Annotated in this window: 17 protein-coding genes; 4 read left to right on the plus strand and 13 right to left on the minus strand. The window is 64.6% G+C overall.

Translation table 11 applies throughout. The features are described 5' to 3' along the window. Positions 1-88: 88 nt before the first annotated feature. The 10 genes from FHW75_RS15400 to ccoN (FHW75_RS15445) form a co-directional block, all read right to left on the minus strand. The gene (locus tag FHW75_RS15400) at positions 89-616 is read right to left on the minus strand and encodes a FixH family protein (protein WP_025754788.1); all 528 of its coding nucleotides are present in this window, start codon (positions 614-616) and stop codon (positions 89-91) included. Positions 617-631: 15 nt separating this feature from the next. After that, positions 632-2,047 (minus strand): cytochrome c oxidase accessory protein CcoG, encoded by a 1,416-nt coding sequence (gene ccoG, locus FHW75_RS15405; protein WP_025754789.1) that lies wholly within the window; start codon positions 2,045-2,047, stop codon positions 632-634. A gap of 258 nt (positions 2,048-2,305) precedes the next feature. Continuing rightward, positions 2,306-3,283, minus strand: a complete 978-nt coding sequence (gene ccoP, locus FHW75_RS15410) for a cytochrome-c oxidase, cbb3-type subunit III (RefSeq protein ID WP_016711702.1) — start codon at positions 3,281-3,283, stop codon at positions 2,306-2,308. Further along, positions 3,280-3,471 carry a CcoQ/FixQ family Cbb3-type cytochrome c oxidase assembly chaperone gene (locus FHW75_RS15415; protein WP_003254287.1) on the minus strand — a complete coding sequence of 64 codons (192 nt, stop codon included), beginning with the start codon at positions 3,469-3,471 and terminating at the stop codon, positions 3,280-3,282. The genes ccoP (FHW75_RS15410) and FHW75_RS15415 overlap by 4 nt, the downstream gene beginning before the upstream one ends. A 5-nt stretch (positions 3,472-3,476) precedes the next feature. After that, complete coding sequence (gene ccoO / locus FHW75_RS15420) at positions 3,477-4,085, minus strand: cytochrome-c oxidase, cbb3-type subunit II (RefSeq protein WP_016488340.1); 609 nt, start codon at positions 4,083-4,085, stop codon at positions 3,477-3,479. After that, positions 4,085-5,527, minus strand: coding sequence for a cytochrome-c oxidase, cbb3-type subunit I (gene ccoN, locus FHW75_RS15425; RefSeq protein ID WP_003254284.1), 1,443 nt, complete (start codon positions 5,525-5,527; stop codon positions 4,085-4,087). The genes ccoO (FHW75_RS15420) and ccoN (FHW75_RS15425) overlap by 1 nt, the downstream gene beginning before the upstream one ends. Positions 5,528-5,894: 367 nt before the next feature. Beyond that, positions 5,895-6,836 carry a cytochrome-c oxidase, cbb3-type subunit III gene (gene ccoP, locus FHW75_RS15430; RefSeq protein ID WP_183674035.1) on the minus strand — a complete coding sequence of 314 codons (942 nt, stop codon included), beginning with the start codon at positions 6,834-6,836 and terminating at the stop codon, positions 5,895-5,897. Continuing rightward, positions 6,833-7,027 carry a cbb3-type cytochrome c oxidase subunit 3 gene (locus FHW75_RS15435; RefSeq protein WP_016711696.1) on the minus strand — a complete coding sequence of 65 codons (195 nt, stop codon included), beginning with the start codon at positions 7,025-7,027 and terminating at the stop codon, positions 6,833-6,835. Before FHW75_RS15435 ends, ccoP (FHW75_RS15430) begins: the two co-directional genes overlap by 4 nt. A gap of 5 nt (positions 7,028-7,032) precedes the next feature. Further along, a complete protein-coding gene (gene ccoO / locus FHW75_RS15440; RefSeq protein ID WP_019099854.1) occupies positions 7,033-7,641 on the minus strand; it encodes a cytochrome-c oxidase, cbb3-type subunit II in 609 nt (202 codons plus the stop codon). A 13-nt stretch (positions 7,642-7,654) separates the two neighbouring features. After that, positions 7,655-9,079, minus strand: a complete 1,425-nt coding sequence (ccoN, locus tag FHW75_RS15445) for a cytochrome-c oxidase, cbb3-type subunit I (protein WP_016488335.1) — start codon at positions 9,077-9,079, stop codon at positions 7,655-7,657. 50 nt (positions 9,080-9,129) lie between these two features. Between ccoN (FHW75_RS15445) and FHW75_RS15450 the strand changes: the two genes are divergently transcribed. Continuing rightward, positions 9,130-9,825, plus strand: a complete 696-nt coding sequence (locus FHW75_RS15450; protein ID WP_027615217.1) for an alpha/beta family hydrolase — start codon at positions 9,130-9,132, stop codon at positions 9,823-9,825. 51 nt (positions 9,826-9,876) lie between these two features. On the opposite strand, the gene FHW75_RS15455 is transcribed toward FHW75_RS15450, so the two are convergent. Next, the gene (locus tag FHW75_RS15455; protein WP_003259920.1) at positions 9,877-10,161 is read right to left on the minus strand and encodes a pyrimidine/purine nucleoside phosphorylase; all 285 of its coding nucleotides are present in this window, start codon (positions 10,159-10,161) and stop codon (positions 9,877-9,879) included. A gap of 73 nt (positions 10,162-10,234) precedes the next feature. After that, positions 10,235-10,786 (minus strand): exonuclease domain-containing protein, encoded by a 552-nt coding sequence (locus FHW75_RS15460; protein ID WP_027609462.1) that lies wholly within the window; start codon positions 10,784-10,786, stop codon positions 10,235-10,237. A gap of 171 nt (positions 10,787-10,957) precedes the next feature. Here FHW75_RS15460 and FHW75_RS15465 point away from each other — a divergent pair, with 171 nt between their 5' ends. Both FHW75_RS15465 and FHW75_RS15470 read left to right on the plus strand, forming a co-directional pair. After that, positions 10,958-11,758 (plus strand): ABC transporter substrate-binding protein, encoded by an 801-nt coding sequence (locus FHW75_RS15465; RefSeq protein WP_084296986.1) that lies wholly within the window; start codon positions 10,958-10,960, stop codon positions 11,756-11,758. A gap of 63 nt (positions 11,759-11,821) precedes the next feature. Further along, the gene (locus FHW75_RS15470; protein WP_025754792.1) at positions 11,822-12,835 is read left to right on the plus strand and encodes a GNAT family N-acetyltransferase; all 1,014 of its coding nucleotides are present in this window, start codon (positions 11,822-11,824) and stop codon (positions 12,833-12,835) included. Between the two features lie 32 nt (positions 12,836-12,867). On the opposite strand, the gene FHW75_RS15475 is transcribed toward FHW75_RS15470, so the two are convergent. Further along, positions 12,868-13,398, minus strand: coding sequence for an RNA polymerase factor sigma-70 (locus tag FHW75_RS15475; RefSeq protein ID WP_016711688.1), 531 nt, complete (start codon positions 13,396-13,398; stop codon positions 12,868-12,870). Positions 13,399-13,669: 271 nt separating this feature from the next. On the opposite strand from FHW75_RS15475, the gene FHW75_RS15480 reads away from it, so the two are divergent. Beyond that, positions 13,670-26,623 (plus strand): non-ribosomal peptide synthetase, encoded by a 12,954-nt coding sequence (locus FHW75_RS15480; protein ID WP_183674037.1) that lies wholly within the window; start codon positions 13,670-13,672, stop codon positions 26,621-26,623. Positions 26,624-26,652: the final 29 nt, after the last annotated feature.

Consider the following 26,652-nt stretch of genomic DNA (forward strand, 5'->3'; position numbering starts at 1 on the left):
CGCGAATGGGCCGGTACAGGCAACATCATATGCAGCTCTGGCCCCTTCGCGGGACAAGCCCGCTCCCACAGGTATGAAGGTGATGCGGCTATTGGTGTTCGGCACCCTGTATAGCTTCGTCACCCAGCTGCAAGGTCACACCATGCTCCACTTTTTCCTCTTCGAACAAGCGCCACACCTGGCCACCTTCGCTACCCAGCAGCTCAACAAAGCGCCGCCCGTCCACCTTGTCTTCCAGTTGCCCCACATAACGCCCTGCGTCAACCCGGCTCAGCAGCACCCTGCGGTCTTTCTCCGGCTGGGTAGGCGAAATCAGGTTCAGCTCCAGGCTCTGCGGGCCGCTGTTGCCGGTCAGGCGCAGGTCCACTTCGCCTGTGAGCTCGTCCAGGTGCACGCTGGCCTTCAGCCCCAGCTGCTGCGCCAGCAGTTCACGGTCGAGCGAGCGGTTGATGCCCTTGCCGGCCTCGTAGTAGTTGTCGTTCACCAGGTTGTCCGGGTTGTTCACGGCGATACTGACCATGGTCAGGCTCAGGCACACGGAGGTGGTGAGGATGCCGATGATGATCCAGGGCCAGAGGTGCTTGTACCAGGGGCTGGCGGCGGTGGCGACAGGCATTGTGCGTTATCTCTCTTAGCGGATCTGTGGGCCGATGAAACGGCTCTTGGCTTCAACCTGAGCGTCACTGTCGTCGGCGCTTTTGAGGATGAAGGTGATTTCGTTGGTGGTCGAGGGCAGCTTCTCGGGGGCGACCGACAGCTGCACCGGCAGGCTGACGATATCACCGGCAGCCACGCGGATCTCGCGCTGGCCCTCAAGCTTGAGGTCTGGCAGGCCGGCGGCGTCCAGTACGTAGACGTGGTCGCGCTGGTCCTTGTTCATCACCTTCAGGCTGTACACGTTCTCGATCCTGCCCTGGGCGTTCTCGCGGTACAGCACGCGGTCCTTGCTGACGTCGAAGCCGACCAGCGAGCGGGTGGCGAAGGCGGTGGCCAGGCCGATGATCATCACCAGCAGCACCACGGCATAGCCGATCAGGCGCGGGCGCAGCATGTGGGTCTTCTGCCCGGACAGGTTGTGTTCGGTGGTGTAGCTGATGAGCCCTTTGGGGTAGTTCATCTTGTCCATGATGTTGTCACAGGCGTCGATGCACGCGGCGCAGCCGATGCACTCGATCTGCAGGCCGTCACGGATGTCGATGCCGGTAGGGCAGACCTGGACGCACAGGGTGCAGTCAATGCAGTCACCCAGCCCCTGTGCCTTGTAGTCGGCATCCTTTTTACGCGGGCCGCGTGTTTCGCCGCGGCGCGGGTCGTAGGAAACAATCAGCGTGTCCTTGTCGAACATCACGCTCTGGAAGCGGGCGTAGGGGCACATGTAAACGCACACCTGTTCGCGCAGCCAGCCGGCGTTGCCGTAGGTGGCGAGGGTGAAGAACCCGACCCAGAAGTAGGCCCAGCCATCGGCTTGGCCGGTGAAGAACTCGATGACCAGTTCGCGGATGGGCGAGAAATAGCCCACAAAGGTCATGCCGGTGACGAAGCCGATCAGCAGCCATAGGCTGTGCTTGGCGAATTTTCGCAGGAACTTGTTGCCGCTCATGGGAGCTTTGTCGAGCTTCATGCGCTGGTTGCGGTCGCCTTCGGTGACTTTCTCGCACCACATGAAAATCCATGTCCACACGCTTTGCGGGCAGGTGTAGCCGCACCACACCCGGCCGGCGAACACGGTGATGAAGAACAGGCCGAAGGCGGCGACGATCAGGATGCCCGACAGCAGGATGAAGTCCTGTGGCCAGATGGTAGCGCCGAAAATGTAGAACTTGCGCTCGGGCAGGTTCCACCACACGGCCTGGTGACCCCCCCAGTTCAGCCATACGGTGCCGAAGTACAGCAGGAACAACACGGCACCACCGACCATGCGCAGGCGGCGGAACAGGCCGGTGAAGGCGCGGGTGTAGATCTTTTCCCGGGAGGCGTAGAGGTCGACGGAATCCTTCCCTTTGCTGGCAGGCGGGGTGACGTCATGTACCGGAATTTGCTTGCTCATCATCAAGTCCCACGGCAGTGGAGAAACGCCGCGGCCAGTGCGTGCCGGCCGCAGTCTCGCGCAATCTGCTAGCGCTCTACGGCCCATGATACGCCGCTGATGGCGGTATGGGGTCGCACTGCGACCTTTAGTCGCGTTGGGTTTGTGGTATGAATCGTGTTATGGCGGGTGTCAATTGATCCAGGTCATCAGCCTGCAAGAAATGCTTGGCTGTACCGGCCTCTTCCCGGGCTTGCCCGCGAAGAGGCCAGGCCTGCCTTACTCGGCCTTGGCCGGTTCAGCCTGGTGCGACAGGCTATACACATAAGCCGCCAGCAAGTGCACCTTGTCATTACCCTGCAACTGTTCCTGCGCCGGCATCTGCCCTTGGCGACCATAACGGATGGTCTGTTGCAGCTGGGCAAAGCTGGACCCGTAGATGAACGCCTGCGGGTGGGTCAGGTTCGGCGCGCCCATGGCCGGTGTGCCTTTGCCTTCCGGCCCGTGGCAGGCCACGCAGTTGGCGGCGAAGATCTTCTGACCGTTCTCGGCATCGGCCTTGACGCCTTCCGGCAGGGTGCGGCCATCCAGCTTGCTGACCACGAACGCTGCCACGTCGGCCACGCCCTGATCACCGATCACCTCGGCCCAGGCCGGCATCACGCCGTGGCGGCCGCCCATGATGGTGGTCTTGATGGTGTCGGGCTCGCCGCCCCAGCGCCAGTCGTTGTCGGTGAGGTTAGGGAAGCCGAAGGCACCCTTGGCGTCGGAGCCGTGGCACACCGAGCAGTTGGAGGCGAACAGCCGCGCGCCCATTTTCAGCGCCTGCGGATCCTTGGCCACGTCCTCGATGGGCATGGCGGCAAATTTGGCGAAGATCGGCCCGAAGCGGGCGTCGGCCTTGGCCATTTCCTTTTCCCACTCGTGCACGCCGGTCCAGCCCGGCTGGCCGTTGGAAAACTCGGTCTGCTTGTCGTTGTCCAGGTACGAGTAGCCCGGCAGCACGCCTTTCCAGTTGCCCAGGCCCGGGTACAGCACCAGGTAGCCAAGGGCGAAGATGATGGTGCCGACGAACAGCCAGAACCACCATTTCGGCAGCGGGTTGTCATATTCCTCGATGCCATCGAAGGCATGCCCGACGGTTTCGTCGGTCACCTCTTCGCGCTGGCCCTTGCGGGTGGACAGCAGCAGCCAGGTCAACGAGAAGATGGTGCCCAGGGTCAGGACGGTAACGTACAGACTCCAGAAGGTTGTCATTGTTGTTTGCTCCCAGAAGCTTTTGCTTGCTCGACGTGCCGGGTGGCCTCGGGGTCATCCGCGAAGGGCAGTTGGGTCGCTTCGTCGAAGTCCTTTTTACGCCGTGGGTTAAACACCCACAGCGCCAGGCCCACGAACGCCACCATCACCACGACGGTGCCCAGGCCGCGAATCATCCCGATATCCATCAGCGTCACCGTTTGCTTTTGATGATGGTGCCAAGACCTTGCAGGTACGCGACGATGGCGTCCATTTCGGTCTTGCCCTTGACCGCGTCACGCGCGCCGGCAATGTCGGCGTCGGTGTACGGGGTGCCGAGTGTGCGCAGCACTTCCAGTTTTTTCGCGGTGTCCTTGCCGTCGAGCTTGTTCTCGACCAGCCACGGGTAGGACGGCATCTTCGACTCCGGTACCACGTTGCGTGGGTTGTACAGGTGCGCACGGTGCCAGTCATCGGAGTAGCGGCCACCCACGCGGGCCAGGTCCGGCCCGGTGCGCTTGGAGCCCCACAGGAACGGGTGGTCCCACACGCTTTCGCCGGCTACCGAGTAGTGGCCGTAGCGCTCGGTTTCGGCGCGGAACGGGCGGATCATCTGCGAGTGGCAGCCCACGCAGCCTTCGCGGATGTAGATGTCGCGGCCTTCCACTTCCAGCGCGGTACGCGGCTTCATGCCTTCAACGGGTTTGTTGGTGACGTCCTGGAAAAACAGCGGGACGATCTGGGTCAGGCCACCGACGCTCACGGCGATGACCATGAAGAAGGCCAGCAGGCCTATGTTCTTCTCGACGGCTTCATGCTTCATCAGTGCGCTCCCACAACGACGATCTTGGCGGCTTCCTCAGCCTGTGCCGGGTTGGCGGCACGTACGGTACGGAACACGTTGTAGGCCATCAGCAGCATGCCGCTGGCGAAGAACGCACCGCCCAGGGCGCGGACGATATAACCAGGGTGGCTGGCCTGCAGGGCTTCGACGAAGGAGTAGGTGAGGGTGCCGTCATCGTTGATGGCGCGCCACATCAGGCCTTGGGTGATGCCGTTGACCCACATCGAGGCGATGTACAGCACGGTACCGATGGTGGCGAGCCAGAAGTGCGCGTTGATCAGGCCGATGCTGTGCATCTGCTCGCGGCCGTAGAGTTTCGGGATCATGTGGTACACGGCACCGATCGAGATCATGGCTACCCAGCCGAGGGCGCCGGCGTGGACGTGGCCGATGGTCCAGTCGGTGTAGTGCGACAGCGAGTTCACGGTCTTGATGGCCATCATCGGGCCTTCGAAAGTGGACATGCCGTAGAACGCCAGCGAAACGACCAAAAAGCGCAGAATCGGGTCGGTGCGCAGTTTGTGCCAGGCGCCCGACAGGGTCATCATGCCGTTGATCATGCCACCCCAGCTAGGCGCCAGCAGGATGATCGACATCACCATGCCCAGCGACTGTGCCCAGTCAGGCAGGGCGGTGTAGTGCAGATGGTGAGGGCCGGCCCAGATGTACAGGGTGATCAGCGCCCAGAAGTGCACGATCGACAGGCGATACGAGTAGATCGGCCGTTCGGCCTGCTTGGGCACGAAGTAGTACATCATCCCCAGGAAGCCGGTGGTGAGGAAGAAGCCCACGGCGTTGTGGCCGTACCACCACTGGATCATCGCGTCGGTGGCACCGGAGTACGCCGAGTACGACTTGAACAGGCTCACCGGCAGCGAGATGTGGTTGACGATGTGCAGCATCGCGGTCACCACGATGAAGGCGCCGTAGAACCAGTTGCCGACATAGATGTGCTTGGTCTTGCGCTTGACGATGGTGCCGAAGAACACCAACCCGTAGGTCACCCAGACGATGGCCAGCAGGATCGCCAGCGGCCACTCGAGCTCGGCGTATTCCTTGGTGGTGGTGTAGCCCATCGGCAGGGTGATCAGCGCGCCGACGATCACCGCCTGCCAACCCCAGAAGGTGAAGGCCGCCATGCTGTCGGAGATCAGCCGGGTCTGGCAGGTGCGTTGCACCACGTAGTAGCTGGTGCCGAACAGCGCACAGCCCCCGAAGGCGAAGATCACCAGGTTGGTGTGCAGCGGGCGCAGGCGGCCGAAGCTGGTCCAGGGCAGGTCCAGGTTCAGTTGCGGCCATACCAGCTGCGAGGCGATGAAGACGCCGAGGCCCATGCCAAGGATCCCCCAGACCACCGTCATGATGGCGAACTGGCGGACGACCTTATAGTTATAAGCAGTCGGACTGATTGCTGTGCTCATGCTAAGGTTCCACGGTTTTGATGTTCTTGTTGGTCGAAAAATCGGCGCCAGTATTGATAACCATCAGGGTTACCGCAACGCAACTTTGGTACGCCGACCCGTGTCCGAGCCCGTTCGCTGATGTCCCGCAGCGATCGGGTCCGGACGATTGTACACAAATAAATATCTGTAATGTGTACCGTTTTTCATCTTTTTCTGATCGATCGGTCAGGCTTTTTACCGGGACGGCGACAGGCTATGCGCCGCGTCTGCATCGGTCCTTTCGGAGCGAAGCCCACTGTGGCAACAAGCTTAGTTCTGTTCGGAGGGGGTGCAAGGGAGGGAGTACGGCGGGGGAGAGCTGGGGCCGCAACGCGGCCCCGAGGTATTACTTGGCAGTCACAGTTTCAGCTGCGCCATCTTGCGACAGGCTATACACATAAGCCGCCAGCAGGTGCACTTTGTCATTACCCTGGATCTCGGCCTGCGCCGGCATCTGCCCTTGGCGACCATAGCGAATGGTCTGTTGCAGCTGGGCAAAGCTCGACCCATAGATGAACGCCTGCGGGTGGGTCAGGTCTGGCGCGCCCATGGCGGGAGTGCCTTTGCCTTCCGGTCCGTGGCAGGCCACGCAGTTGCCGGCGAAGATCTCCTTGCCTTTGGCCGGGTCGGCCTTGGCGCCTTCCGGCAGGCTGCGGCCGTCCATGCTGGTCAGCACGAACGCGGCCACATCGGCCACACCCTGCTCGCCGATCACCTCGGCCCAGGCCGGCATCACACCATGGCGGCCGTTCATGATCGACGCCTTGATGGTTTCTGCATCGCCGCCCCAGCGCCAGTCCTTGTCGGTGAGGTTGGGGAAGCCGAAGGCACCCTTGGCGTCCGAGCCATGGCACACCGAGCAGTTGGAGGCAAACAGGCGGCCGCCCATTTCCAGCGCTTGCGGGTCCTTGGCGACTTCTTCCACGGGCATGGCGGCGTACTTGGCGAAGATCGGGCCAAATCGGGCATCGGCCTTGTCCATTTCCTTCTGCCATTCATTCACGCCAGTCCAGCCGTTTTCATAACCCGGCAAGATGCCTTTCCAATTGCCCAGGCCCGGGTAGAGGATCAGGTAGCCGACCGAGAACACCAGGGTGCCGACGAACAGCCAGAACCACCACTTGGGCAGCGGGTTGTCGTACTCCTCGATGCCGTCGAAGCTGTGGCCCATGGTCTGGTCAGTGGTGTTCTTGCTCTCGCCCTTGCGGGTGGCGAGCAACAGCCAGGTCAGGCCAATCAGGCTACCGATGGTCAGTACGCTGATGTACGTACTCCAGAAGGTGGTCATTGCCCGTTACTCCTTTTTGCAGCAGGTTCCTGCCCGGCAGGGGGCAGGCGGTCGTCGACGAAGGGCAGCAGGCGCGCTTCGGCGAAATCACGGTCGCGGCGACGGTTGAATACCCACAGCGAGAGGCCGATGAAGGCGATCATCACCACCAGGGTGCCCAGGCCGCGGATCATGCCGATGTCCAGTTCCATCGCACTCACCTCTTGTTCTTGATCGCGGTGCCGAGCACCTGCAGGTAGGCGACCAGCGCGTCCATTTCGGTCTTGCCCTTGACCGCGTCACGGGCGCCGGCAATGTCGGCGTCGGAGTACGGCACGCCCAGGGTGCGCAGGGTGCGCATCTTGGTGTCGGTGTGGCTGTTGTCGACTTGCTGGGCGACCAGCCACGGGTACGCCGGCATCTTCGACTCCGGTACCACGTTGCGCGGGTTGTACAGGTGCGCGCGGTGCCAGTCGTCCGAGTAGCGGCCACCCACGCGGGCCAGGTCTGGCCCAGTGCGCTTGGAACCCCACAGGAACGGGTGGTCCCATACACTTTCGCCGGCTACCGAGTAGTGGCCGTAGCGCTCGGTTTCGGCGCGGAACGGGCGGATCATCTGCGAGTGGCAGCCCACGCAGCCTTCGCGGATGTAGATATCGCGGCCTTCCAGCTGCAGCGCGGTATAGGGTTTCATGCCTTCCACCGGCTTGTTGGTGACGTCCTGGAAGAACAGCGGGACGATCTGGGTGAGGCCGCCGATGCTGACGGCGAACACCATCAGCAGGGCCATCAGGCCGACGTTTTTCTCGATGACTTCATGTTTCATCAGGCGTTTCTCCTCAAGCCAACTGGGCGTTCGCAGGGGCGACGTCAAGCGCTGGCGAACGCACGGTGCGCCAGGTGTTCCAGGCCATCAGGAACATGCCGCTGAGGAAGATCGCGCCGCCAACGAAGCGCACGACAAAGCCTGGGTGGCTGGCCACCAGGGTTTCCACGAACGAGTAGGTGAGCGTGCCGTCGCTGTTGACCGCGCGCCACATCAGGCCCTGGGCAATGCCGTTGACCCACATCGAGGCGATGTACAGCACGGTGCCGATGGTGGCCAGCCAGAAGTGCGCGTTGATCAGGCCGAGGCTGTACATCCGCTCTTTGCCGAACACTTTCGGGATGGTGTGGTACAGCGCGCCGATCGAGATCATCGCCACCCAGCCGAGGGCGCCGGCGTGCACGTGGCCGATGGTCCAGTCGGTGTAGTGGGACAGGGCGTTGACCGTCTTGATGGCCATCATCGGGCCTTCGAAGGTGGACATGCCGTAGAACGCCAGCGACACCACCAAAAAGCGCAGGATCGGGTCGCTGCGCAGTTTGTGCCAGGCGCCCGACAGGGTCATCATGCCGTTGATCATGCCGCCCCAGCTCGGTGCCAGCAGGATCAGCGACATCACCATGCCCAGCGATTGCGCCCAGTCGGGCAGGGCGGTGTAGTGCAGGTGGTGCGGGCCGGCCCAGATGTACAGGGTGATCAGCGCCCAGAAGTGCACGATCGACAAGCGATAGGAATACACCGGGCGTTCGGCCTGCTTGGGCACGTAGTAGTACATCATCCCCAGGAAGCCCGCAGTCAGGAAGAAGCCCACCGCGTTGTGGCCGTACCACCACTGCACCATGGCGTCGGTAGCGCCGGCGTACACCGAATACGACTTGGTCAGGCTGACCGGCAGTTCCAGGTTGTTGACGATGTGCAGCAACGCCACGGTCAGGATGAAGGCCCCGAAGAACCAGTTACCCACGTAGATGTGCTTGGTGTTGCGCTTCATCAGCGTGCCGAAGAACACGATGGCGTAGGCCACCCAGACGATGGTGATCAGGATGTCGATCGGCCATTCCAGTTCGGCGTATTCCTTGGAGCTGGTGTATCCCAGCGGCAGGCTGATGGCCGCCAGCAGGATCACCAGTTGCCAGCCCCAGAAGGTGAACGCGGCCAGGCCCGGTGCGAACAGGGTGGTCTGGCAGGTGCGTTGCACCGAATAATAGGAGGTGGCGAACAGCGCGCAGCCGCCGAACGCGAAGATCACCGCATTGGTATGCAGGGGGCGCAGGCGGCCGAAGCTGGTCCAGGGGAGGTCGAAGTTGAGGGAAGGCCAGGCGAGCTGGGCGGCGATGAAGACGCCGAGCCCCATCCCGACGATTCCCCACACCACCGTCATGATGGCGAATTGGCGGACCACCTTGTAGTTATAGGCGGTACTGCTGGTTGTGTTCATGTATGGGTTCCCATCCACGGTTATTTGGCAGGCTTTACAGCGAGGCAAGCATGATTAATGGGCAAAGTGCCGGTATTGACGGGGATCAATGGGCGAAGGTCGGAAATGTCCCAGGCTTGCGCTGCGATCCTCCACAGGCTGAAGGTAAAGACGGCTACAAGGGCTGCCTGATCCTGGCCCATGGCGCCGGTGCGCCGATGGACAGCGGGTTCATGGACGAAATGGCGCAAAGGCTTGCGGCACTTGGCGTGGCGGTCGTGCGCTTCGAGTTCCCGTACATGGCCGAGCGCAGGGTTACCGGTGGCAAGCGGCCGCCGAACCCGCAGAAAGTGTTACTGGAATGCTGGCGCGAGGTGTACCGGCAGGTGCGACCTTTGGTCGCGGGCAGGTTGGCGGTGGGTGGCAAGTCCATGGGCGGGCGCATGGCCAGCCTGCTGGCCGACGAACTGGGTGCGGATGCGCTGGTGTGCCTGGGCTATCCGTTCTACGCGGTGGGTAAACCCGAGAAGCCGCGCGTGGAGCACCTGGCCGGGTTGAAAACACCGACGTTGATCGTGCAGGGCGAGCGCGATGCGCTGGGCAACCGTGAGGCGGTGGCAGGGTATGCGTTGTCGCCGGCGATCGAGGTGAGCTGGCTAGTGGCGGGGGACCATGACCTGAAGCCGTTGAAGGCTTCGGGGTTCAGCCATGAGCAGCATTTGCAGGCGGCGGCTGAAAAGGTTGCGGCATTCCTGAAGGGTTGTTAATGCTGGATTCTTCGCGGGCTAGCCCGCGAAGAGGCCGGATCGGGCTACGGCTTAGTCGCGGTACTCGCACAGGTAGGCGGTATCCACTTTCACCTGCAGCTGGAACTTGCTGTCAGCCGGTACATTGAACTTGTCGCCCGCCTTGAAGGTTTCCCAGTTGTCGCTGCCTGGCAGCTTCACGGTCAGCGCACCCGACACCACATGCATGATCTCGCGTTTGGCGGTACCGAACTCGTATTCGCCCGGGGCCATCACGCCGACAGTGGCCGGGCCTTCTTCGCCCGCGAATGCGATCGACTTGACGGTGCCGTTGAAGTACTCGTTGACCTGGAACATGGGCGACTCCTGAACAGGGTGATGAAAAAGAGCTGGCCAGTATGCCCAAGCCCATTGCCTGCGTCATCTGCTTTCAGGGGCGATTGGCGGGGAGCGTCAGCGGCAGCAACCGCGCCGTATTGCGCGCGTCTTCCAGCGCCCTGTGCTGCTGCCCGCAAAAGTGCATGCCGGCCAGTTGCAAGGCCCCGTTCAAACCCGTGGGGCGTTGCAGGTGGCGGGCTTTGGCAAAGCGCTGTTTGAGGTTGATGTGCGGCAGGGTGCGCAGCAGGCTGTCGAGCCCGTGCTGCTGCCATTCCTGGTGCAGTTGCTGGCGGTCGTAGTCGCCCCAGCTGACCCAGGCCTGAAGCTGCCCACGGTGGTGCCCGAGCCAGCGCTCGAAACTTGCCCACACCTCGTGAAACGGTGCGGCGCCGTCCACGCAGGCCTGGCTGATGTGCGTCAGCTCACGGCAGAACGGGGTAAGCTGCGGACGCCGCCGTGGCCGCACAAAACGCTGGAAATGGTCGACCTCGCGGCCTTCGCGGGTGACCAGGCTTGCGCCGATTTCAATGATTTCCATCTCTGTGACCGGCCACCCACCATCGTCGGTGGTGGCTTCCAGGTCGATCACCAACCAATGGCCCATACCAGGCTCCCTTGCAGATCCTGCTAGAGCGTAGCCAATGTCTGGGCATACGGCACCCTATGGCATTTTGCCGCCTGCTTTGGCACAAAGACTGGGAACCGGCAGTTGTGCCGCCAAGGGAAAACGCCTAGCTTAGACGGACCCAGGCATGAACCGTGATGAGTGTCCGTCTTGACTCCAGCGCCCGGCCTCAAGGCCCTGTCCTCCCTGATGCTGCTGGCCGTGTATTGGTTGGCGGTGCCGGCATGGGCCGCAGATGCCGTCGAGGTGAAGATCGGCGCTGCGCACTTCCCGCCTTACACGGTACGCCCCGAACAGGGGGCGGACACCGGCCTGCTGCCGCAGTTGGTCGACGCACTCAACCGCTTGCAACAGGGTTACCACTTTGTCCTGGTGCCCACGTCCATCCAGCGGCGTTTTGGTGACTTCCAGCAGGGCCGCACCGACATGGCCATTTTCGAGAACCCGCAATGGGGCTGGGAGCAGATTGCCCACCAGACCGTGGACATGGGCCTGGAAGATGCCGAAGTGTTCGTCGCCCGCCAGGCCAATGGCCGTGACCCGCGTTACTTCGACGACCTGAGTGGCAAACGCCTGGCCTTGTTCAACGGCTACCACTACGCGTTCGCCCGTTTCAACTCCGACCCGGACTACCTGCGCAAGGCGTACAACGCGACCTTGACGTACTCCCATGACAGCAACCTGCTGATGGTACAGGCCGGTCGCGCCGACATCGCCCTGGTCACACGCTCCTACCTCAGCGACTTCATGGCGCGCAACCCGGCCAGCAAGGCGCAGCTGGTGCCTTCGCAACGCATTGACCAGGTGTATCACCACTACGCCTTGCTACGCCCGGGGGCACCTATCGGCGAGCAGTCGTTCGCCGGCTTGCTGCGAGACCTGCGTGACAGCGGTGAGCTGGCACGGATCTTCGAGCCTTACCGCATCACGGTTTCGGCCCCGAAAGACTAAATTCATGCGCCACGGCAACGTTCTCAGCAGTGAGCCTTTTCTTCATTTTCGTGAGTCAAGCCCATGCCGTTCGATGCCGCTTCGCAGCCCCTGTCACCGCCACGCTGGCGCCACCTCAGTGCCGAGGAGGGGGGCGGCTGGCTGAGCCTTACCCTTGAAGGCCGGCCGTTGATCCAGGTGCGCCTGGAGGCCGGTGCCACCTTGCATGTTCACCTTGAACGCCTATGCCCCGAGCGCCCGTACCAGGCCTTGTGGGCTGCCTGTTACTGGTTGCTGTCTCGCGACACGGCCTGCCAGCGCCTGGTCTGGCACTTGCCGGATGCACAGCCTCAGGCGCTGGCTTGTGGTTTGCTGCGGGTGGGCGAGCAGCCTGGCCAATACCTGTGCGAGCGGTCGTTGTTCTGGCAGTTGCCACAGCCTTGGCTGGGGGAGTCGGTGGCGGCGGTGTACCCGCAGCAGATGCAGATCAGCAACGGCAAACGCCACCCACGCCGCGCGCCCAAGCCGCGTGGTGAGGTGTACCGGCGCTTCGATGCGCGCCTGGGCAGTTGGGTGTCGTTGCGCACCCTGGAGATCGAGCACGACCTGGAGCGTTTCAACCGCTGGCAGAACAACCCACGGGTAGAGGCATTCTGGCAGGAGGGCGGTACGCTGGCGCAGCACCGTGAATACCTGGACAAACTCGAAGCCGACCCGCATACCCTGACGCTGATCGGCTGCTTTGATGACCAGCCGTTTGCCTACTTCGAGGCGTACTGGGCCAAGGAAGACCGCATTGCTCCGTTCTACCCGGCCGATGATTACGACCGTGGCATCCACATGCTGGTCGGCGAAGAGAGCCATCGCGGGCCACACAAAGTGGCCAGCTGGCTGTCGGCGCTGGTGCACTACCTGTTCCTGGATGACCCGCGTACCCAGCGGGTGGTGGCTGAGCCGCGCGCCGACAACGGCAAGATGATCGGCTACATGCAGGACCAGTGCTTCCATTGCGACAAGGAGTTCGACTTCCCGCACAAGCGGGCGGCGTTGATGATTCTGGGGCGGGAACGCTTCTTCGATCGCTGCAAACTGGCTTGAGGGCCATGGGGCCGCTTAGCGGCCCCATAAGATCAGCCTTGGCGATTGGCCGTCTTGCGGCAATGCACCAGTGCATCGCGGATCATGAAGTTGACCAGTGTCGGCGACACGCCCAGCTCCTTGGCGATGTCTTTCTGCGGCACGCCATGCAGGCGGTACATCTCGAAGGCGTAGCGGGTGCGCTGCGGCAGCTCGTTCAGCGCCTCGGCGATGTCATCCAGCGCGGCGAGGTTGATGTGCGTGGCTTCGGGCGAGGCGTTCTGGATGACCACATTCAGGCCTTCCTCCTCGCTGCCGGAGTATTTCAGCTCCATCGCCTGCTTGCGGTAATGGTCGATCGCCAGGTTGCGCACGATCTGGAACAGGTAGCTGAGCTGCGCCTTGAACGACGATGTGATCTGCGGGGCGGCGCTGAGCCGGAAGAAGGCGTCCTGCACCACATCTTCGGCACGCGAGCGGCAGCCGGTAATGCGCGCAGCGATCTTGACCAGGATGCTGCGGTTGTCGACGAAGGCCTGCAGTAATGGTGAATCGCACTTACTTGTGGATAGTTGTTCCGCCATGGAAATCACCTTGTCACAGAGGGGAAAGGAGGCACCCAAGGTTGGGAAGCTTCCTACGACGTGCGACAAGCTATTCAGAATGATAATGATTGTCAAATACGAAACGTAATTAGTATCTGTATCTTTCAGTTCTAAGGGCGCGGGCCTCTGTCCCGTTAATTTCTGCCCCCGCCCATCCGTTCCCCTGTGTACATCCTTGGTCGCCAATTGCTGCCCGCCACGTTCGCGTTGCAGCCGGCCCGACTCAACCAGACACTGGCAGGAACACCCCATGACGGACGCCTTCGAACTCCCGCTCTCGCTGGTCCAGGCTCTGGCGCAACGCGCCGCACAGACCCCGGACAAGGTAGCCTTGCGCTTTCTGGCCGACGCCCCTGGCGAGCAGGCGGTGCTCAGCTATCGGGACCTCGACCAGCGCGCGCGCACCATCGCCGCCGCCCTGCAGGCCCGTGCCAGCTTCGGCGACCGTGCGGTGTTGTTGTTCCCCAGTGGCCCGGATTATGTGGCAGCGTTCTTTGGCTGCCTGTATGCGGGCGTGATCGCGGTGCCGGCCTACCCGCCGGAGTCTGCACGTCAGCACCACCAGGAACGCCTGCTGTCGATCATCGCCGATGCCGAACCACGCCTGCTGTTGACCGTGACGGCGTTGCACGAAAACCTGCAGGGCCTGGAAGCGCTGGCGGCGCACAACGCCCCCGAACTGCTGGCGGTGGACGGCCTGGACCCGGCGCTGGCGGCGAACTGGCGCGCGCCCACGCTGAAGGGCGATGACATCGCCTTCCTGCAATACACCTCGGGCTCCACCGCGTTGCCCAAGGGCGTGCAGGTCAGCCATGGCAACCTGGTGGCCAACGAACAGTTGATCCGCCAAGGCTTCGGCATCGACCTCAACCCCGACGACGTGATCGTCAGCTGGCTGCCGCTCTATCACGACATGGGCCTGATCGGTGGCCTGCTGCAGCCAATTTTCAGCGGCGTGCCGTGCGTGCTGATGTCGCCGGGCTACTTCCTGGCCCGGCCACTGCGCTGGTTGCAGGCCATCAGCGAGTACGGTGGCACCATCAGCGGCGGCCCCGATTTCGCCTACCGCCTGTGCAGCGAAAGGGTCAGCGAGGCCTCGTTGGCCGGGCTCGACCTGAGCCGCTGGCGCGTGGCCTATTCCGGCTCCGAACCGATCCGCCAGGACAGCCTGGCCACCTTCGCCGACAAGTTCCAGGCCTGCGGTTTCGATGCGTCCAGTTTCTTCGCCAGCTACGGCCTGGCCGAAGCCACCCTGTTCGTCAGCGGCAGCCGCCGCGGCCAGGGTATCGCCGCGCTGGAGCTGGACGCCGAAGCCTTCGCCGCCAACCGTGCCCAACCGGGCCAGGGCAGCGTGCTGATGAGCTGCGGCTACCCGCAGCCCGGGCACGCCGTGCGCATCGTCGAGCCCCGGCAACTGCAGGTGCTGGGCGATAACCAGGTGGGTGAAATCTGGGCTGGCGGGCCGAGCATCGCCCGGGGGTACTGGCGCAACCCCGAAGCCAGCGCCCGCACCTTCGTTGAAATGGACGGCCAGACCTGGCTGCGCACCGGCGACCTGGGCTTTATGCGCGAGGGCGAGGTGTTCGTCACCGGGCGCCTGAAAGACATGCTGATCGTGCGTGGGCAGAACCTCTACCCGCAGGACCTGGAGAAAACCCTCGAGCGTGAAGTTGAAGTACTGCGCAAAGGCCGGGTGGCCGTGTTCGCTGTCGAGCATCAGGGCGAGGAGGGCATCGGCGTGGCGGTGGAGATCAGCCGCAACGTGCAAAAGGCAATCAAGCCCCAGGACCTCATCAAGACCCTGCGCCAGGTAATCGCCGATGCCTGCCGCCAGGCCCCTGCCGTGGTCCTGCTGCTGAACCCCGGCGCGCTGCCCAAGACCTCCAGTGGCAAGCTGCAGCGCTCGGCCTGCCGCCTGCGCATGGACGATGGCAGCCTGGACTGCTATGCCCGCTTCCCGGATGTGAGCGAAGCCGCTACAGGCGCGGGTGCTGCCGATGAACTGCAGGCACGCATCGCTGCGGTGTGGCGCGACATCCTCAAGGTCGAGGCGATTGCGGCGCACGACCACTTCCTGCTGCTGGGCGGCAACTCCATCGCCGCCACCCAGGCCACCGCCCGACTGGCCGATGAGCTGGGTATCAACCTGAGCCTGCGCACCCTGTTCGAAGCGCCGGTGCTGGCCGATTACAGTAGCGCTGTGGCGTCGATCATCGCGCAGGGCGCTGCTGAAGGCGCCACTATCGCAACCCTGGAACGCGGCCACGCCTTGCCCCAGTCGCTGGCGCAAAACCGCTTGTGGCTGATGTGGCAGTTGGAGCCACAATCGGCAGCCTACAACATTCCGGCCGGCCTGCAGCTGCGTGGCGAGCTGGATGAAAGCGCGCTGGAGGCTGCCTTCCAGGCGCTGGTGGCACGCCACGAATCCCTGCGTACCGTCTTCAGTGAAGAAGACGGCCAGGCCCTGCAGCGTATCCTGCCGCAACAGCCGTTCAGCCTGCGCCGCCTGGACCTCGAAGGCCAGGCCGCAGAGCAGGTCAGCGCCCAGCGTGAAGCCGAAGCCCGTCAGCCGTTCGACCTGACCCAAGGCCCGTTGCTGCGCGTGACCCTGGCCCGGCTGGGCGACGAAGACCACCAGCTGTGGGTGACCCTGCACCACATCGTCGCCGACGGCTGGTCGCTGAACATCCTGCTGGATGAATTCGCCAAGCTGTACGCCGCCCGCTGCCAAGGCCTGGAGACCAGCCTGGCGCCGCTGACCCTGGGTTACGCCGACTATGGCACCTGGCAGCGACAATGGTTGGCCGACGGTGAAGCCGAACGCCAATTGCAGTACTGGAAGGCACAGTTGGGTGATGACCTGCCGGCGCTAGATCTGTGCACCGACCACCCCCGTGCCAGCCAGCGCGAGCACAGCGCCGCACGCTTCAACCTCAAGGTGCCGGCCAAGCTCGCCGAAGCACTCAAGGGCCTGGCCCGCGAACAACAGGCCAGCCTGTTCATGGTCCTGCTGGCCGGCTGGCAGGCGCTGCTGCACCGCTACAGCGGCCAGGCCGACATCCGCGTCGGCGTGCCCAACGCCAACCGCCCGCGCCTGGAAACCCAAGGCATGGTCGGCTTCTTCATCAACACCCAGGTGCTGCGCGCACAGCTCGACGGCCGCCTGCCGTTCACGCAGCTGCTGGCCCAGGTGCGCCAAGCCACCCTGGACGCCCAGGCCAACCAGGACCTGCCGTTCGAACAGCTGGTCGAAGCCCTGCCCGAAGCACGCGAGCAGGGCCTGTTCCAGGTCATGTTCAACCACCAGCAGCGCGACCTGTCGGCCTTGCGTCGCCTGCCGGGCCTGCTGGCCGAGGAGCTGCCGTGGCACAGCCGCGAAGCCAAGTTCGACTTGCAGTTGCACAGTGAAGAAGACCACCAGGGCCGCCTGAGCCTGGCCTTCGACTATGCCGCCGAGCTGTTCGACGTCAGCACTGTCAAACGCCTGGCCCATCACTTGCTGGCGCTGCTGGAGCAAGTCAGTGCTGCGCCACAGCGGGCCTTGGGCGAGGTGCAATTGCTGGACGAGGCTGGCCGAGCGCAGCTGCTGAGCTGGGGCCAGGCGCCGGCCATCGCGCCGCAACGGCTGCTGGTCGAGCAGCTTAACGAACAGGCCCGACTGACCCCGCAGCGCACAGCGCTGGCCTGGGACGGCGGCAGCCTCGACTACGCCGAGCTGCACCAGCAGGGCAACCGCCTGGCCCATTACCTGCGTGACAAAGGCGTCGGCCCCGACACCTGCGTAGCCATTGCCATCGAGCGTTCGCCGCAGTTGCTGGTTGGCCTGCTGGCCATCCTCAAGGCCGGCGGCGCCTACGTGCCGCTGGATGTCGACTACCCGGCCGAACGCCTGGCTTACATGCTCGCCGACTGCAACGCCGGCCTGTTGCTGAGCCACAGCAGCCTGCTGGGCAAGCTGCCACAGGTCGACGGCGTCAGCGCCATTGCCCTCGACCAGTTGCACCTGGACAGCTGGCCCAGCCACGCGCCCGGCCTGCACCTGCACGGCGACAACCTGGCCTACGTGATCTACACCTCCGGCTCCACCGGCCAGCCCAAAGGCGTGGGCAACACCCATGCGGCACTGGCCGAACGCTTGCAGTGGATGCAGACCACCTACGCGCTGAACGACAGCGATGTATTGATGCAGAAGGCGCCAATCAGCTTCGACGTATCGGTATGGGAATGCTTCTGGCCGCTGGTCACCGGTTGCAAGCTGGTACTGGCCGGCCCCGGCGAGCACCGCGACCCGCAGCGCATCGCTGCGCTGGTACAGGCCCATGGCGTGACCACGCTGCACTTCGTGCCGCCGCTGTTGCAAGTGTTCGTCCAGGAGCCGCAGGTGGCCGCCTGCAACAGCCTGCGCCGCGTGTTCTCGGGCGGCGAAGCGCTGTCTGCCGCCTTGCGCGACCGCGTATTGCAAGTGCTGCCGCAGGTGCAACTGCACAACCGCTATGGCCCGACCGAAACCGCCATCAACGTTACCCACTGGCACTGCCAGGTGGCGGATGGCGAGCGCTCGCCCATCGGCCGCCCGTTGGGCAATGTGCTGTGCCGCGTGCTGGACGATGAGCTGGAGCTGACGGCTCCCGGCGTACCGGGCGAGCTGTACCTCGGTGGCGCAGGCCTGGCCCGTGGCTATCTGGGCCGCCCCGGCCTTACCGCCGAACGCTTCGTGCCCCAGGCCGACGGCAATGGCGAACGCCTGTACCGCAGCGGCGACCGCGCCCGCTGGCAGGTTCAGCTTGAGGCCCTGGAGTACCTCGGTCGCCTCGACCAGCAGGTGAAGGTGCGCGGCTTCCGTGTCGAGCCTGAGGAAGTACAGGCCTGCCTGTTGGCCCAGGCCGGTGTCGAGCAGGCACTGGTATTGATTCACAAGGATGCCGTCGGCGCGCAACTGGTCGGCTATTACAGCGGCAGTGCCCAACCCGTCGAGTTGCTGGCGGTGCTGGCTGAGCAACTGCCGGCCTATATGGTGCCGGCGCAACTCATCCCGCTGGCACAGATGCCACTGGGCCCCAGCGGTAAAGTCGACCGCAAGGCGCTGCCGGCACCGGTGTGGCAGCAACGCGAACACGTCGAGCCAAAAACCGAACTGCAACAGCAGGTCGCTGCCATTTGGCGTGAGGTGCTGAAGCTGCCGCGTGTCGGCCTGCAGGACGACTTCTTCGCCCTGGGCGGGCACTCGCTGCTGGCCACCCAGATCGTCTCGCGCAGCCGCCAGGCTTGTGACGTCGAGCTGCCGCTCAAGGCCTTGTTCGAAGCCAGCGAGCTGGGCGCGTTCTGTGCCGAGATCGAACGCATCCGCGCCGCCGGCGAGCGCAACCTGCAAAGCGAAATCGCCCGTGTCGACCGCCGTCAGGCCGTACCGTTGTCGTATTCGCAGCAGCGCATGTGGTTCCTCTGGCAAATGGAGCCGGACAGCCCGGCCTACAACGTCGGCGGCATGGCGCGCCTGCGCGGCACCCTGCATGTAGACGCCTTCGAGCGTGCATTGCAGGCGCTGATCGTGCGCCACGAAACCCTGCGCACCACCTTCCCCAGCATCGACGGTGTGCCGTACCAGTGCGTGGCCGAAGACAGCGGCCTGCAACTGGACTGGCAAGACTTCAGCGCCTTGCCCGCCGATGCCCGCCGGCAACGCCTGCAACAACTGGCTGACGACCAGGCGCACCAGCCGTTTGACCTGGAGCGTGGCCCGCTGCTGCGCGCCTGCCTGGTCAAGGCCGAGGAGCGTGAGCACTTCTTCGTGCTGACCCTGCACCACATCGTCACCGAAGGCTGGGCCATGGACATCTTCGCCCGCGAACTGGGCGAACTGTACGAGGCCTTTGTCGATGACCGCGAATCGCCGCTGGCGCCGCTGCCGGTGCAATACCTGGACTACAGCGTGTGGCAACGGCAGTGGCTGGAAAGCGGCGAGGGGGCCCGCCAGCTGGATTACTGGAAGGCTCGCTTAGGCGACGAACACCCGGTGCTGGCATTGCCCGCCGACCGCCCGCGCCCGGCCGTGCAAAGCCACCGTGGCGAGCTGTACCGCTTCGAGCTCGACCCGGCATTGGTCGCTCGCGTGCATGCCTTCAACAGCCAGCGCGGCCTGACCCTGTTCATGACCATGACCGCCACCCTGGCCGCCTTGCTGCACCGCTACAGCGGCCAGCGAGACCTGCGCATTGGCGCGCCGGTGGCCAACCGCATTCGCCCGGAAAGTGAAGGCCTGATTGGCGCCTTCCTCAACACCCAGGTGCTGCGTTGCGAGCTGGACGGGCAGATGACCGCCAGCGAACTGCTGGAGCAGATGCGCCAGGCCGCCATCGAAGGCCAGTCGCACCAGGACCTGCCGTTCGACCAGCTGGTCGAGGCCTTGCAGCCACCGCGCAGCAGTGCCTACAACCCGCTGTTCCAGGTGATGTGCAACGTGCAGCGCTGGGCCTTCCAGCAAAGCCGTACGCTGGCCGGCATGCAGGTGGATTACCTGGTCAACGACGCCAGCGCCACCAAGTTCGACCTGTACCTGGAGGTGACCGACCTCGACGGCCGCCTGGGCTGCTGCCTGACCTACAGCCGCGACCTGTTCGACGAGCCACGCATCGCGCGGATGGCCGAGCACTGGCAACAACTGCTGGTCGGTCTGCTGGACAACCCGCAACAGCGCCTGTGCGAGCTGCCGATGCTGAGCAGCGCCGAGCAGCAGGTGTTGGTGGAGCAGTTGCAGGGTGAGCAGGACTTCGACCTTGACCACACGTTGCATGGCCTGTTCGCCGCCCAGGCGGCACGCACGCCACAGGCGGGTGCGCTGACCTTCGCCGGCCAGCACATGACCTACGCCGAGCTCGACCAGCAGGCCAACCGCCTGGCCCGCGCCTTGCGTGAGCGCGGTGTCGGTCCGCAGGTACGCGTGGGCCTGGCGCTGGAGCGCTCGCTGGAAATGGTCGTCGGCCTGCTGGCCATCCTCAAGGCGGGCGGCGCCTATGTGCCGCTGGACCCGGAGTACCCGCTCGACCGCCTGCGCTACATGATCGAAGACAGCCGCATTGGCTTGCTGATCAGCCAGCGCGAGCTGCTGCAAACCCTGGGCGAGCTGCCTGAAGGCGTGGCCCGCTGGAGCCTGGAAGACGATGCCGCCAGCCTGTCGGCCTACAGCGATGCACCGCTCGACAACGTCAGCCTGCCGCAGCACCAGGCCTACCTGATCTACACCTCCGGCTCTACCGGCAAGCCCAAGGGCGTGGTGGTCAGCCACGGCGAATTCGCCATGCATTGTCAGGCGGTGATTGCCGCATTCGGCATGCGCAGCGATGACTGCGAGCTGCATTTCTATTCGATCAACTTCGACGCGGCCAGCGAGCGCCTGTGGGTGCCGCTGCTGTGCGGTGCCCGCGTGGTGCTGCGCGCCCAGGGGCAGTGGGGTGCCGAAGAGATCTGCCAGCTGGTACGTGATCAGCAGGTAAGCATTCTGGGCTTTACCCCCAGCTATGGCAGCCAGTTGGCCCAGTATCTGGGCGGGCACGGCGAACAACTGGCGGTGCGCCTGGTGATTACCGGTGGCGAAGCGCTGACTGGCGAGCACCTGCAGCGTATTCGCCAGGCCTTTGCGCCGCAGCAGTTCTTCAACGCCTACGGCCCAACCGAGACCGTGGTCATGCCGCTGGCCTGCCTGGCGCCCCAAACGCTGCCGGCAGAGCTGGGCAGCGTGCCGATCGGCCGCGTCATTGGTAGCCGTACTGCTTACATCCTCGACGAAGACCTGGCCTTGTTGCCACAGGGCGGCATTGGCGAGCTGTATGTCGGCGGTGCCGGCCTGGCCCAGGGTTACCACGACCGCCCGGGCCTCAGCGCCGAGCGCTTCGTCGCCGACCCGTTCAACACCGAAGGCGGGCGCCTGTACCGCACCGGCGACCTGGTACGCCTGGGCACGGATGGCCTGGTGGAGTACGTCGGCCGTGCCGACCAGCAGGTGAAAATTCGCGGCTTCCGCATCGAGTTGGGCGAAATCGAAAGCCGCCTGCAGGCGCATGCCGATGTCGACGAGGCTGTGGTGCTGGCCCTCGACTTGCCCGGTGGCAAGCAACTGGTGGGTTACCTGGTGTGCAAGCAGGCGGCTGCCGGTAGCGAGGCGCAAAACGTGTTGCGCAACGCGGTGAAAGCCGATGCCCGCCAGCACCTGCCGGACTACATGGTGCCTGCGCACCTGGTGCTGCTCGAAAGCCTGCCGCTGATGGGTAACGGCAAGCTCGACCGTCGTGCCCTGCCGCTGCCCGATCTGGAACAGGCCCGCCAGCAATACCAGGCCCCCGGCAACGAAGTGGAGGCGCAACTGGCGCAGATCTGGCGCGATGTGCTCAACGTGGCCCAGGTTGGCGTGCAAGACAACTTCTTCGAACTGGGCGGCGACTCGATCCTGTCGATTCAGGTGGTCAGCCGGGCCCGCCAGGCCGGCTTGCAATTCACCCCGCGCGACCTGTTCCAGCACCAGACCATCCAGACCTTGGCAGCGGTGGTGAAGCACAGCGAAGCCGTGAGCACCATCGAGCAGGGCCAGCGCCAGGGCCAGGTCGGCCTGACGCCGATCCAGCACTGGTTCTTCGACAGCGAAGTGCCGCAGCCGCAGCACTGGAACCAGGCGGTGTTGCTGGAGGCGCGTCAATCGCTGGATGAGAATGCGCTGGCGCAGGCCTTGGCCGCACTGCTCGAGCACCACGACAGCTTGCGCCTGCGCTTCAGCGAGGCCCGTGGTCGCTGGCAGGCCGAGTACGCCCAGCCAGCCGCCGAGCAACTGCTGTGGACCGCCACGGTCGCCGACTTTGCCGATTGCCAGCCGCTGTACACCGACTTGCAGCGCAGCCTCGACCTGCAACAGGGCCCGCTGCTGCGTGCCTTGCTGGTGCGTGACGGGCAGGGCAGTCAGCGCCTGTTGCTGGCGATTCATCACCTGGTGGTCGATGGCGTGTCCTGGCGGGTACTGCTGGAAGACCTGCAGGCGTTGTACCGTGGCCAGCCGCTGCCGGCCAAGACCCACGCCATGGGCGACTGGGCCGCGCGCCTGGCCAGCTACGCGGGCAGCGATTCGCTGCGTGACGAACTGGGCTGGTGGCAAGGCCAGCTGGGTGGCGTGCGCCGCGAGTTGCCGTGCGACCACCCGCAAGGCGGCAACCTGCACCGCCACGCCCACACCCTGGCCATCGGCCTGGATGTGGAGCAGACCCGGCAACTGCTGCAACAGGCCCCGGCGGCCTACCACACCCAGGTCAACGACCTGCTGCTGACGGCGCTGGCGCGAGCCTTGTGCCGCTGGAGCGGCGATGAGGAAGTGCTGGTGCAGCTTGAAGGCCATGGCCGTGACGGGTTGTTCGAAGACATGGACCTGACCCGTAGCGTCGGTTGGTTCACCAACGCGTATCCGCTCAGCCTGCGCCCACAGCCAGGCGAGGACGATGCGGCGCGGGCCGGTTCGATCAAGCGCATCAAGGAACAACTGCGTCAGGTGCCGCACAAAGGCCTGGGCTACGGCGTGCTGCGCTACCTGGCCGACCCGCAAGGGCGCGAGCAGATGGCGGCCTTGCCGCAGGCGCGCATCACCTTCAACTACCTGGGCCAGTTCGACCAGCAGTTCGACAGCGCGGCGCTGTTCCAGCCGCTGGAAGCCCCGGCCGGCTTGGCGCATGACCTCGACGCACCGCTGCCCAACTGGCTGAGCGTCGATGGCCAGGTGTATGGCGGTGCCTTGCAACTGCGCTGGACCTTCAGTGCCGAACGCTACGACGAACGCACCATCGCAACGTTGGCCGAGGCCTACCGCCAGGAGCTGCTGGCGCTGGTCGCTCATTGCCTGGCCGATGGCAACGGCAGCTTCACCCCGTCGGACTTCCCGCTGGCACACCTTAGCCAGGAGCAGATCGACACGCTGCCTGTACCAGCAGCACAGATCGAAGACGTCTACCCGCTGACGCCAATGCAGGAAGGCATGCTGCTGCACACCCTGCTGGAGCCGGGCACGGGCCTGTACTACATGCAGGACCGCTACCGCATCAACAGCGCCCTGGACCCCGAGCGTTTCGCCCAGGCCTGGCAGGCCGTGGTGGCGCGCCACGAAGCGTTGCGCGCATCGTTCAGCTGGAACAGCGGCGAGGCGATGCTGCAGATCATTCACAAACCGGGCAACCTGGCGGTGGATTACCAAGACTGGCGCGGCCTCGCGGACGACGCTCAGGAGCAGCGCCTGCAAGCCCTGCACAAGCAGGAGCGCGAGGCCGGGTTCGCCCTGCTCAGCGAGGCGCCGTTCCACCTGCGCCTGGTGCGCGTGGCCGACGAGCGCTACTGGTTCATGATGAGCAACCACCACATCCTGATCGATGCCTGGTGCCGCTCGCTGTTGATGAACGACTTCTTCGAGGTGTACCAGGCCCTTGGCGAAGGCCGTCAGGCCCAACTGCCGGTGCCGCCACGTTACCGCGACTACATCGGCTGGCTGCAACGCCAGGGCCTGGACGATGCACGCGCCTGGTGGCAGGCGAACCTGGCCGGTTTCGAGCGCGCCACTGCCATCTCGAGTGACCGCCCGCTGCGCCATGACCACGCCGGCAGCGGCATGGTGGTGGGCGATTGCTACACCCGCCTTGACGCCAGTGATGGCGTGCGCCTGCGCGAACTGGCCCAGGCCCACCAGCTCACCGTCAACACCTTCGCCCAGGCGGCCTGGGCCTTGGTGCTGGCGCGTTACAGCGGCGACCGCGATGTGGCCTTTGGCGTGACCGTGGCCGGGCGCCCGGTGAGCATGCCGCAGATGCAGCGCACCGTCGGCCTGTTCATCAACAGCGTTGCCTTGCGCGTGCAGTTGCCGGAAGCCGGTGAGCGCCGCAGTGTGCGCCAGTGGCTGCAAGGCCTGCTGCAAAGCAACATGGAGCTGCGCGAGTACGAATACCTGCCGCTGGTGGCGATTCAGGAGTGCAGCGAGCTGCCCAAAGGCCAGCCGCTGTTCGACAGCCTGTTCGTGTTCGAGAACGCCCCGGTGGAAACCGCCGTGCTCGACCATGCCCAGCACCTGAATGCCAGTTCCGATTCGGGCCGTACCCACACCAACTTCCCGCTGACGGCAGTGTGCTACCCGGGCGACGACCTTGGCCTGCACCTGTCGTTCGACCAGCGCTACTTCGACTTCCCGACCGTCGAGCGCCTGCTGGCCGAGTTCAAGCGCCTACTGCTGGCGCTGGTGCAAGGCTTCGAGGGTGAGGTAAGCGAACTGCCGCTGCTGGGGGCAGAAGAACAGCGCTTCCTGCTGGAAGACTGCAACCGCACCGACCGCGACTACCCGCTGGAGCACAGTTACATTGCGCTGTTCGAAGCGCAGGTGGCCGCGCACCCGGAACGTACCGTGGCCCGCTGCCTGGAAGCGTCCTACGACTATGCCGGGCTGAACCTGGCAGCCAACCGCCTGGGCCACGCCCTGATCGCAGCGGGTGTGAGCGTGGACCAACCGGTGGCGCTGCTGGCCGAGCGCGGCTTGCCGCTGCTGGGCATGATCGTTGGCAGCTTCAAGGCCGGTGCGGGCTACCTGCCACTGGACCCGGGCCTGCCGGCGGCGCGCCTGCAAAGCATCATCCAGCTCAGCCGTACCCCGGTGCTGGTGTGCAGCGCGGCCTGTGCCGAGCAAGGTCGGCAACTGCTGGGCGAACTGGAGGCTGCGGTACGGCCACAGTTGCTGGTGTGGGAAGACATCCAGGCGAGTCAGGTTGCCAGCCATAACCCAGGCATTCACAGTGGCCCGGACAACCTGGCCTATGTGATCTACACCTCAGGCTCCACCGGCCTGCCAAAAGGGGTGATGGTGGAGCAGCGCGGCATGCTCAACAACCAGCTGAGCAAGGTGCCGTACCTGGCGCTGAGCGAGCAGGACGTGATCGCCCAGACTGCCTCGCAAAGCTTCGACATTTCGGTGTGGCAGTTCCTCGCCGCACCGTTGTTCGGGGCCAAGGTGGAGATTGTGCCGAACGCCATCGCCCATGACCCGCAGGGCCTGCTGGCACATGTGCAGGCTACCGGCATCACTGTGCTGGAAAGCGTGCCATCGCTGATTCAAGGCATGCTGGCCAACGACCACCAGGCCCTCGATGGCCTGCGCTGGATGCTGCCGACCGGCGAAGCCATGCCACCGGAGCTGGCGGCGCAGTGGCTGCAACGCTACCCGCACATCGGCCTGGTCAATGCCTACGGGCCGGCAGAATGCTCCGATGATGTGGCGTTCTTCCGTGTCGATGCTGCGTCGACCCAAGGCAGCTACCTGCCGATCGGCACACCGACCGACAACAACCGACTGTACCTGTTTGGTGAAGACCAGGCGCTGGTGCCGTTGGGTGCGGTGGGCGAGCTTTGCGTGGCGGGTACCGGTGTGGGCCGTGGCTATGTCGGCGACCCGGTGCGCACGGCCTTGGCGTTCATTCCTCATCCTTACGGAGCGCCGGGCGAGCGCCTGTACCGCACCGGCGATCTGGCGCGGCAGCGCCCGGACGGAGTGCTGGAGTACGTCGGGCGCATCGACCACCAGGTGAAGATCCGCGGTTACCGCATCGAGCTGGGCGAAATCGAAGCGCGCCTGCACGAACAGGCGGAAATCCGCGACGCTGCGGTGGGCGTGCAGGAAGGCGTCAATGGCAAGCATCTGGTCGGTTACCTGGTGGCCCACCAGGGTATCGCCGCTGACGCCGGGCTGCTGGAGCAGGTGAAGCAACGCCTGCGTGCCGAGTTGCCGGAATACATGGTGCCGCTGCACTGGGGCTGGTTCGACCACCTGCCGCACAACGCCAATGGCAAGCTCGACCGCAAGGCGTTGCCCGCCATCGACATCGGCGGCCAGCACAGCCAGGCCTATCAGGCGCCGCGCAACGAGCTGGAGGAAGTGTTGGCCGGTATCTGGGCCGATGTGCTCAAGACCGAGCGGGTGGGGGTGCGCGACAACTTCTTCGAGTTGGGCGGGCATTCGTTGCTGGCCACGCAGATCGCTTCGCGGGTGCAGAAACAGCTGCAACTGAACGTGCCACTGCGGGCGATGTTCGAGTGCAGCACGGTGGAGGAGCTGGCCGAGTATGTGCAGGGGTTGCAGGGCAGTGCGCTGGATGACGACAAGGTCGACCGGCTCAGTGACCTGATGGCCGAGCTGGAGGGGTTGTAGGGTTAGGGTTCGCCTTAGGTTTTGCGGGG

Origin of the sequence: Pseudomonas sp. OG7 (genome assembly GCF_014192825.1) — a bacterium.
GTDB classification, from domain to species: Bacteria; Pseudomonadota; Gammaproteobacteria; order Pseudomonadales; family Pseudomonadaceae; genus Aquipseudomonas; species Aquipseudomonas monteilii.